The organism is Streptococcus sp. 2022WUSS037 (assembly GCF_044427225.1).
Taxonomy (GTDB): Bacteria; Bacillota; Bacilli; order Lactobacillales; family Streptococcaceae; genus Streptococcus.
Genome location: NZ_JAOTGJ010000049.1, coordinates 1 through 9255, shown reverse-complemented (window position 1 = coordinate 9255; position 9255 = coordinate 1). Strand labels below are relative to the sequence as shown.

Here is a 9255-nt window from a genome sequence, read left to right as displayed (position 1 = left end):
GAACGATGACAGCGGAATTATTTATCAAGTGGTATCAGGAGCAGCTATTGCCATCCTTGACAGAACCCCATGTCATCATTATGGATAATGCAGCTTTTCATCCCAAGAAACAACTAGATGAGCTTGCTGTGGCTAAGGGACACTATTTTCTTCCGCCTCCACCTTATTCCCCGGAACTTAACCCAATTGAACGATTCTGGGCTGGATTGAAAAGAAAAGTGGCTGAGTTATTGAGGAGATTTCAATCGGTTGAGTATTCTTTGGAATACTATTTTAAAACTAAATAGCTATAGATTGAAATAATCAAATTTTTAGGTGAATCCTTGAAAACTCTCAGGAGTATCTCGATTAATAACGATATAATGATTAGAGATACTGTTACTGATTGAATCCTATTAAATATTCCTTCACTTTCAATGAGTGGTCTGATATAATAAAAGAGTTTTGTGTTACCTAAAAAGAATAAGTTGTCTATGTTTTGGATTGTTATTTGTTTTAATATCATCTTGATAAGATAACTTAACAATGATATTTTCAGTAATAAAATAACAATATTGAAAGCTTTATGATAGTAATTAAACTTTGTAGGCATTAAAGTATTCCTTTCTTTGTAAAATAGGTTGGACATAGTAAGGGGAGAACTTGGTATGGGGTTTCGTTATCAATAATTTGAATTAAACCCGTACCTTTTCCAATCGGTATAACAATACCTTCGGGATCTAAATCAGGAAATAAAAACTGCGTAGTTTTTTTGTTGATGTTTCCAACTTGGATCAGTACATTCAGCTGTTCTCGAATTGCCACAGGTAAGGTATTATGGTCGAATCGCTGGCTAACTAGTAACAAGTGAACATTTGTAGCACGACCTAGTAATGCAATCTGTGTCATTAATGAGAAAAAGGAATCGCGTATCTGTTTGTTAACACCTTCTGACAATGCCAGAACTTCATCGATTACAATTGTGATGTGCTTAAATTCTTCATTTGGATTGGTAAAAAGTATTTCTTGTCGTTCATATATAATATTTAAGCAAGTGCTGAGTTCTTCATTGACTTGAGATACAAAATCAGATTTAGAGCGACTAAAACTTGGATAGATGAATGGTACATTGTATTGAAATGCCCATCTCGAGGGTATATCAAACTTTGGATCAACGATTATTAAATCGGAGAAATTTTTTAGTAGTGTTAAAAAGTAAGTGAGTGTATAAGATTTTCCAGATCCGGAATTTCCTGCAATCGCAATCGATGTCACATTTTCATAGTTAATTTTGAGGTTCTTCATTATAGTAATGATGCTATTATCCTGTTTTTGAACAAAATCTTCCAAATTTGGGATAATCAGTCGTTCAGAAATTCCAACAACCCAAGGGAAGAACAGACCTCTTTTTGTATGTATATCATCTGATTCAAGTGCTATGAAATAAGCGGAATTTTGTTTCAGTAGAGTGTATCGGGGGAATAGTGTAGCATTTGCTATAAGGTAGATTTTCTGATAAAGACTATCATCTATAATAAAGCTTGCAGGCATCCTTGGAATAAACAGGAAACCTTCCTCCTGAACACTAATGGAAAAACTATTTGAGTAACTTGTTTCGCCTTGAATCAAGCTCCCCAAAGCCATATTGAGGCTTTGGAGGAGATATTGCTCTAATTGCTTATTCTTCATCATTTAATCTCTTTTAGATTATTTGCTTTGAAATAGACATTGTTTCCTACTTCGCAAGCTTGTAAATCCTCAAATTGAATGATAGACAAATAATCTGGTAGGTCAATATCGGAAGTAAATTTCACAGAAAATGGAGGTAGCCCTTTTTGAGTAAACCAAGCTCGGTACGCGATAATTTCACCTGTCGGTCTTTTGTTTTCAAATTTTAATACAGGTTCTAGTTTTGTACTAATATTATAAATTGCTTGTTTAAGATCGATATACTCAGATGCAATTGTTGCAGAGTAACCATTTTGTTTATTTTTACGTTTCATATTCGTGTCCTCGTAATTCATATTTTTTGTCTTGGCCTCGACATTGTCATTGTACTACATGAGAGAATTTCTATTTCGATGTATTGAGAAATTTGCAGTGGGACTGCAAATTTCTAAAATTCTGTATGATACCGAATTTGCTATTGCTAATTTTTTTTTCACAGCTATAATTATTAGTGTAAATATTATTTATTACAGCATCGCCATTCATGCTACAGCACACGTGTGTTGTGAAAAAACCTGTGATGGTAGATTGATTAGCTGTTAAAGAGAAGACCGAAGGTGTTCTTGTTGGTTAGTTGATCATGGTTATTGAGCAAGGAAAACAGATGGGTACAAGGCTATGGCTCGTTTTTCGGCTTATGTTCAGCCTGCATGCTATTATGACGATGATTGTGTTATTCATTGGAAGGGTACTTCCAGTGAAATAACATAGGAGGAGACATTATTTGCTCTTTAGGAGCGTTCCAGTAGACCTAAAAAAATAGGTCGCAATCATGGCTTTTTTGTCATGCTCTGAAACGGATTCTTGAAGGGCTTTTTTTGTTTTTCTTGGAAAGAAAGGAGTGAAAATTATGAGAAACTTACGATTGATAAGCTCAGAAAAACTGAGCGAATGAAATATTTTTTTGAATACTAAACTGCAAATTCTTAAATATTAAATTAATTGTTTTATGACACTTTTCTTAAATGAAAAGTGTTTTTTTATTATTCGAAATCAATAGAAAGGTCTTGTTATGAAAGTGATTCAACAATTATATTTAAAAAAATTAGGTCAACAAATTAGAAATCAAATGAAAGAAAAAAAATTAATGTTAAATACTTTTGAAGATAGAGAAATACGAATTTCTATATCCACGGTTTCAAGAGTTATTCATGCCAAGAATAATATCAAAATTATATACTTGCCTCTCTTTTTAGAGATTCTCGAAATTGATACACTACTTGAATTCTATTTTTTTGATGATCATTTTTGTTTTGAACTAATTGAAAACACTCTTGATTTAATAGTTCATAATCCAAATTCTAAATTGTACAGAAGATTTGCAAAGTTACTGAGAAGAAAGTACCCAGATTTTGACAGATTAACTACTTATGCGCTTGCTAGAATCTATTTTTTAGATAATAAAAATGAACTTAATAAAAAATTGAACTGTTTTGTTGATAAATTGCTTTTAGAGGATAGACATTCTTACGAAGTCGCAGAAGCATATGCAGAGTGGGTTGATGACATTCTTACTGATTTTTAACAATAAAAAATGAGCAGTATCACACTGCTCGTTTATGTGTATTTGCTACTAATCATTTTCCCCGGCTTTTAGAATTGCATCGAAAATTAATAAATACTCTTTGCGTTTATTACTGCTTAGATTTGATAAGTTTGTCTGCAAGGAATCAAGTAAGGGCTCTGTTGGTTTGTCGATTGCTTGATAGTCATTGAAGAAAGTTGTTGTTGAAATGTTGAAGGCGCCAATTAATTTTTCTAAGGTGTTAATCTTGATGTTTGAACGTTCTCCTCGTTCAATTTTTGCGATCGAAGACACATCGATATTGGCTGCTTCGGCTAATTGCTCTTGTGTCAGTTGAAATTCTTTTCTTAACTTTTGTACTTGTTTTGCAACGTATTGATCAAGGGTCATTTCCTGTCCTCCTATTATCTAAGGATATATGTTTTTAAGGACAGTTGAAAGGTCTTAAAAGGACTATAAAAATAGACTCTAGAGGACAATTTGTGGTATAATAGCTTTAATAAAAATATAGGAGAACAATATGAACAAGAAGATAATCCTTAATAGCTTATTGGTGCCGTTAGTTGCATCAACTGGAGTGGTAGTGCAGGCAGAAGAAGTAGACACAACTAATGTTCCGGAAACAGTTGTGGAGAGTGCTGAGGTTACTACACAAAACACAGAAACTATATCAGTACCTACAAAAGAAGAAGTAGAACAAGCTAAATCCGAATTGGATGCGGCTAATACTGCGGTCGCAACTCAGGAAGCAGTTGTTGAAAAACAGCAACATGCGGTCAATACAGAAGCGGTTGCCGTAACGACAGCCAAAGAAGAATTAACATCAGCGAAGTCAATTGCAGAAAATGCAACTGATGAAAATATCGCTGCTGCATCACAAGCGGTAACTGAAGCTGAAGCCAAAGTGACAGAAACTGAACAAGCTATCGTTAACGCACAAAATGTTGTAAGTGAACAAGAAGCGGCTATTGCTACACAGGAAGCAGTTGTTTCTTCTGCACAAGAAAATGTTACTTCTAAACAAGCAGAGGTAACTTCAGCACAAGTAGTTGTTGATTCTGCCCAAGCTAGTCTTGACGGAACAGGTGCAAGCAAGGTGATTGCAGCTCAGGAAACCGCTCAAAACAATGTTACAACCGCTGAAACTGCGGTATCTACTGCACAAGATGAATTGGCTTCTGCTCTTGAAACAGACGCTGCACGTGCAATCTCTATCATTGAAAAAGAGAGAGCTGTAACATCTGCACAAAAAGCAGCAACCACAGCAGCGGAAACATTGGAAGCTGCTCAATCAACTGCAACGAGCACACAAGCGACCTTGGATTCTGCTACAAGCGCTTTGGCAACTGCAAAAGCGGATTATGACTCAATTAATACCATTTTTGTATCAGATGAATATGTACAAGCACTGAAAAACTATGAACTTGGTCTCAAAGGACAATATGACCGTGCGGCTGCTGTTGCTGAACTCAAAGCACTGAATGCTTCCCTTCGTGCCGCTAACACTTACAAATCGAATGCAAATGACAAATTGGTGACTATTTCTGATGTAAACAATCTTTCAGAAGCTACGATTACAGAATTGTCTCTATTTGCTTCTGACCTTATGAACCAGGTTCGTGCTAAGTTTGGAACACCTCTTACTGCTGTAACTACAAGTAGTGTAGCTGTTGCTGACATGGTAACAGACATTTATGTTTCAGATAACTATGGATGGACAAGTATTGTTGAAGGAAGTCACAATGACAATGCCCTTGATACAACTGGTGACCGTTTCAATGTTGCAGTTGGGGAAAACTTGAATACCTGGTCTCGTACAACAACATCCACCAATCTGGATCACCTAAAATCATTGATTTACCAATCTATGGTGGAATTCCTTTATAATGGCCGTGAGTGGTTGCATGCCCGCTCAATCGCTGGTGTGGATGATATTGGTGTAACTACCAGCTATATCGGTGTCGATATTTCATCCGTAGCTGGTGCGACAAGCGTACACGTAAATGATGTTGACTCTAATTCGTTATTTACAGGGAATACCTTCAGTACCACAGCTATCGCTAATCCAAATGATAGCGCGACTATCCGTAGCACTTACGAACAGGCACAATCTGCTTACAATACTGCGTTGACTACCAACCAGAAAGCACAGAATGCTCTTGCTACTGCCAAAGATACAAATACAACAGCTCAGGCAACTCTCGCAACTGCGCAAGCAGAACTTTCTAAAGTTCTTGCAACTGCGGAACAAGCACCTGCTGCTCGTATTAAATTGGCGACAGCTCAGGCAACTCTCGCAACTGCGCAAGAAACTCTTCGGCTTGCAAATGAAGCCGTGGCTAACTTGAACGCAAGTATTCAAGAAAAACAAGCAACATTGGCAGCTGCTAAAGCAGTTCTTGCAGAAAAAGAAGCAGCACTCGCAACAGCAAAATCAGAGTTGGCAACAGAAGTAGCTACTTTGAACAATTTGAAAAATCAAGTTGCTTCATCAAAAGCTACGATTACAGCTCTTGAAAATGAACTAGTAACTGCAAAACAATTATTGGCAATAGCAAAAACTACTCTAGCTAATCTGCAAAATGCACCTGCCTTGTTGGCAGCAGCACAAAGCAAATATGATCAAGCTAACGCAAGTTTGACAAGCAAAGTAGAAGCTCTTAATAAAGAATTGGCTCTCCTTGCAGATTTGAAAGCGACTCAAACGATTAGTGAAGAAAACTACACTGCCCTTTTGAATGCTTACAATGCTTACCTTGAAGAAGTAGCTGCTAAAGAACTTAAAGAACGTTTGGACGCAGAATACAAGGCTATCATTGACAATAATGGAACACCTGTTCCTGTTGTAGATGAAACTGGAAAAGTAGTAGGTTATACAGATTCTAACAAGTCTGTTGCTCCTAAAGCAGCTGCTATGACTACCCAAGCAAGCACAAAGGCTTTGACGACTCAGAAAACCTCTCAGCCAGCAACTAAGACGTTGCCGTCAACAGGTGATACATTCAGCCTAATGAGTTTTATCGGAGTTGGTTTGTTAGGACTAGCGCCAGTGGCTCGAAAACGGAAGTGATTGATTTCCAGTTGACTTTAGACTAAATATGGAAAATAAAAAAAGGTTAACATCTCGTAGTGTTAATCTTTTTTTGATTTTAAGCTATACTAATTATGCTCATTACTATATTTATGCTATTACAATTTAAAAATTCATATGCCTTTTGCTCCAATACAATAGGATGGAATAAAAAATGCTATAATAAGATATAAGAATATGTAGATTTTCTAGGAAGTTGGTTTATATTACTTTGATAGGCTGATATTTGCAAAGGAAGTATCCTCGACAGAAAGGAGTAGATGCTATGTTGGAAAAATTCAGGAATAATTAGCCCAATTTGGGCTTCATAAATGATATGGAATCATTTCTATGCACAGAAATAAATTTTATACGCTTTTACAAAAATAATCAAATTTTATAATGGAGTGTAGTAGAATATATATTTTAAAGGATAGTGAATATGGTAAAGAAAAAAGTATTTGTTATTATGCCGTTTCAAAATGAATTTTTTGAAGTTTATGATATGCTTAAGTCAAAGTTTTCCGAAGATTTTGAGTTTACTAATGCAGGTGATGAGGGGAATCAGCAAAATATTTTAATGGATATCATTCAACCAATTTATGAGTCGGACATAGTAATTGCAGATTTAACAGGATTGAATCCGAATGTTATGTATGAGCTCGGTTTGGCTCATTCATTTAACAAGAAGACTATTGTGATAACAAAAGATGATTTGTCTCAGCTTCCTTTTGATTTAAAACAATATAGAGCTAAGGATTATGATACCCATTTTTTACGTTTTGAGGAGTTATTAAATTATTTGAAAACAAACTTATATGGTGCTATTTCAAATGAAGTTGGGTTTAGCAATCCTGTAAGAGATTTTCTTAGGTCAGAAAATATAAATAATGTTCCTTGGTTTGCAGAAAGAAATATTACCGAATTGTCTGAGGAGAGTGACAAGGGCTTCATTGATTTTTTGGCAGATATTGAAGAAACTACTGGCAAATTTACAGAGGTTATGACAGAGTTGACACAAGACATTGGTACTATGGGAGATGAAGTCTCAAAAACTGGAGCTGAGATTGAACGAGTCAACAAAAAAGGAGGATCAGGGACTGCATCCTTCGTTAGAAAAGAGACAAAAAAAGCAGCAACACATGTAAATAATTTTGGTAAAAAATTAGATAAACATATTAATGAACTTTCTATACTTTGGGATATAATCGAATCGAATTCTGCAGGTTTGTTGGATAATGAATTTGCTACCTCAGATAAGAATCTTGATGATTTAAAAGCATTTATTACCTCTTTTTCACCTCTGCAAGGGGCAATATCAGAAAGTAACGAATCCGTAAAAACTATGAAGCAAAGCCTAAACAATAGCATCGGGTTAGAAAGAAGTCTAAACCAAGCTATCAGAGATGTCTGCTCAGGTCTAGATGCTTATCTAACACTTACTGAACGTTTTAATAATTCAATTGATATTTTATTGAAGAAAAGTAGATTTATCATCAAGTAACTTTGCAATTATTTGTCATAAAAATGTCCTTACATAAAAGCAAACAGCACTCTTGAAGTACAAACAGGAGTGCTGTTATTGTGATGTATTGAAGATGAAACTAACCAATACTAATAGTTAGTTCTTGATTGAGAGCGAAAGCGATTTTACTCATGGTTTCGATGCTGGTATTGTTTCCTCGCTCAATACGAGCTATGGTTGACTGTGGAACATGTGAGAGCTCTGCTAGTTCACGTTGAGTAAGTCCAGCTTTTTGGCGTGCATTATAGACAGCGAGAGCACTCTCTAAGATAGTTTTTTCTGCCAAATAGCCAGATTTGAAGTCATCGTTTTTCAGTTCTTTATTCAAAAAATCATCAAAATTAATGTTTGCCATTATTGTTCTCCTCAAATTCTTTTTTTAATGTCTTAGCGTGCTTGATTTCAGCAGTAGGTGTCTTTTGTGTTTTTTTGGTAAAACCATGTGTAATGATAAAACGATCATCGACGACATGGAAATAAAGAGCACGTTGAATGTTACTAGATACCTTAGAGCGAATTTCAAAGATTTCACTATCTAACTTCTTAACCCATTCCATGCGCTGAGCTATTAGCAACCCCTGTTCTTGAATCATGCTGATAGTAGCTAGGAGTTTTTGCTTGTCTTTTGTTGGTAAGGTTTGTAGAAATTCGATAAATTCTGTCCGCCCATTTGGGCGTGTGTAAAATTCAAATTTTGGATGTTTCATTATGTCTCCATGATAGCATATATTGTTCATTTGTGCAATTATCAATGGTGTGAACTTTTCGGTATAAATTAGCTCAATTCGTGTATTTTTGGGGTAAAATTCACACCATTCAAATGAAATTAGTTGAAATTGGATGAAATTTTGAGTTTTGAAAATCCGTGAAAACGTTGATATTAAAAGGTTTTGAAATTAGTTGAAACAAACTATGCTCCAACCAGGTCTTAAGAAAGCACGTAAAGCTTCACAATTCAGTAAACGTTAATATACCGCGATATATCAACGTTTCAAAGCACTCAAGAGTTTACCTCATGGGTGTTTTTTGTGGTTTCTACGGGAATGGATTCTATTTATTTTTAGCGGATGTGGTATTTATCATTAATGGCTGTCTAGATATATTCTATAATTGGACTGTTAGTAATTAAAATGATATATAGTCACTTAGTTTTAAAATAGTATTCCAAAGAATACTGAACCGATTGAAATCTCCTCAATAACTCAGCCACTTTTCTTTTCAATCCAGCCCAGAATCGTTCAATTGGGTTAAGTTCAGGGGAATAAGGTGGAGGCGGAAGAAAATAGTGTCCCTTAGCCACTGCAAGCTCATCTAGTTGTTTCTTGGGATGAAAAGCTGCATTATCCATAATGATGACATGGGGTTCTGTCAAGGATGGCAATAGCTGCTCCTGATACCACTTGATAAATAATTCCGCTGTCATCGTTC

10 protein-coding genes are annotated in these 9255 nt (G+C 35.5%); 4 read left to right on the top strand and 6 right to left on the bottom strand.

Annotated elements, in window-relative coordinates; all coding sequences use genetic code 11:
* The coding region (locus ODU55_RS11050) for a transposase (protein ID WP_398582851.1) at positions 1–287 on the top strand (287 nt) is incomplete at its 5' end.
* Positions 288–591: 304 nt separating this feature from the next.
* On the opposite strand, the gene ODU55_RS11045 is transcribed toward ODU55_RS11050, so the two are convergent.
* Complete coding sequence (locus ODU55_RS11045; RefSeq protein ID WP_398582852.1) at positions 592–1668, bottom strand: cell division protein FtsK; 1077 nt, start codon at positions 1666–1668, stop codon at positions 592–594.
* A complete protein-coding gene (locus ODU55_RS11040) occupies positions 1668–1982 on the bottom strand; it encodes a hypothetical protein (protein WP_398582850.1) in 315 nt (104 codons plus the stop codon). Before ODU55_RS11040 ends, ODU55_RS11045 begins: the two co-directional genes overlap by 1 nt.
* Before the next feature lie 737 nt (positions 1983–2719).
* Between ODU55_RS11040 and ODU55_RS11035 the strand changes: the two genes are divergently transcribed.
* Positions 2720–3232, top strand: coding sequence for a hypothetical protein (locus ODU55_RS11035; protein WP_105139937.1), 513 nt, complete (start codon positions 2720–2722; stop codon positions 3230–3232).
* A gap of 48 nt (positions 3233–3280) precedes the next feature.
* Here the strand turns inward: ODU55_RS11035 and ODU55_RS11030 are convergent, their stop codons facing one another.
* Positions 3281–3622, bottom strand: a complete 342-nt coding sequence (locus ODU55_RS11030; protein ID WP_398582849.1) for a helix-turn-helix domain-containing protein — start codon at positions 3620–3622, stop codon at positions 3281–3283.
* 130 nt (positions 3623–3752) lie between these two features.
* Between ODU55_RS11030 and ODU55_RS11025 the strand changes: the two genes are divergently transcribed.
* Positions 3753–6302 carry an SEC10/PgrA surface exclusion domain-containing protein gene (locus tag ODU55_RS11025; protein WP_398582848.1) on the top strand — a complete coding sequence of 850 codons (2550 nt, stop codon included), beginning with the start codon at positions 3753–3755 and terminating at the stop codon, positions 6300–6302.
* Between the two features lie 442 nt (positions 6303–6744).
* Complete coding sequence (locus tag ODU55_RS11020; RefSeq protein ID WP_105139934.1) at positions 6745–7806, top strand: hypothetical protein; 1062 nt, start codon at positions 6745–6747, stop codon at positions 7804–7806.
* A gap of 100 nt (positions 7807–7906) precedes the next feature.
* Here ODU55_RS11020 and ODU55_RS11015 read toward each other — a convergent pair whose 3' ends face one another.
* The 3 genes from ODU55_RS11015 to ODU55_RS11005 all read right to left on the bottom strand — a co-directional run.
* Positions 7907–8182, bottom strand: coding sequence for a helix-turn-helix transcriptional regulator (locus ODU55_RS11015; RefSeq protein WP_024403884.1), 276 nt, complete (start codon positions 8180–8182; stop codon positions 7907–7909).
* The gene (locus tag ODU55_RS11010; RefSeq protein WP_398582847.1) at positions 8169–8534 is read right to left on the bottom strand and encodes a type II toxin-antitoxin system RelE/ParE family toxin; all 366 of its coding nucleotides are present in this window, start codon (positions 8532–8534) and stop codon (positions 8169–8171) included. The genes ODU55_RS11015 and ODU55_RS11010 overlap by 14 nt, the downstream gene beginning before the upstream one ends.
* Positions 8535–8968: 434 nt before the next feature.
* Positions 8969–9255, bottom strand: a 287-nt coding sequence (locus ODU55_RS11005) for a transposase (RefSeq protein WP_398582846.1), incomplete at its 5' end; no start/stop codon positions are given.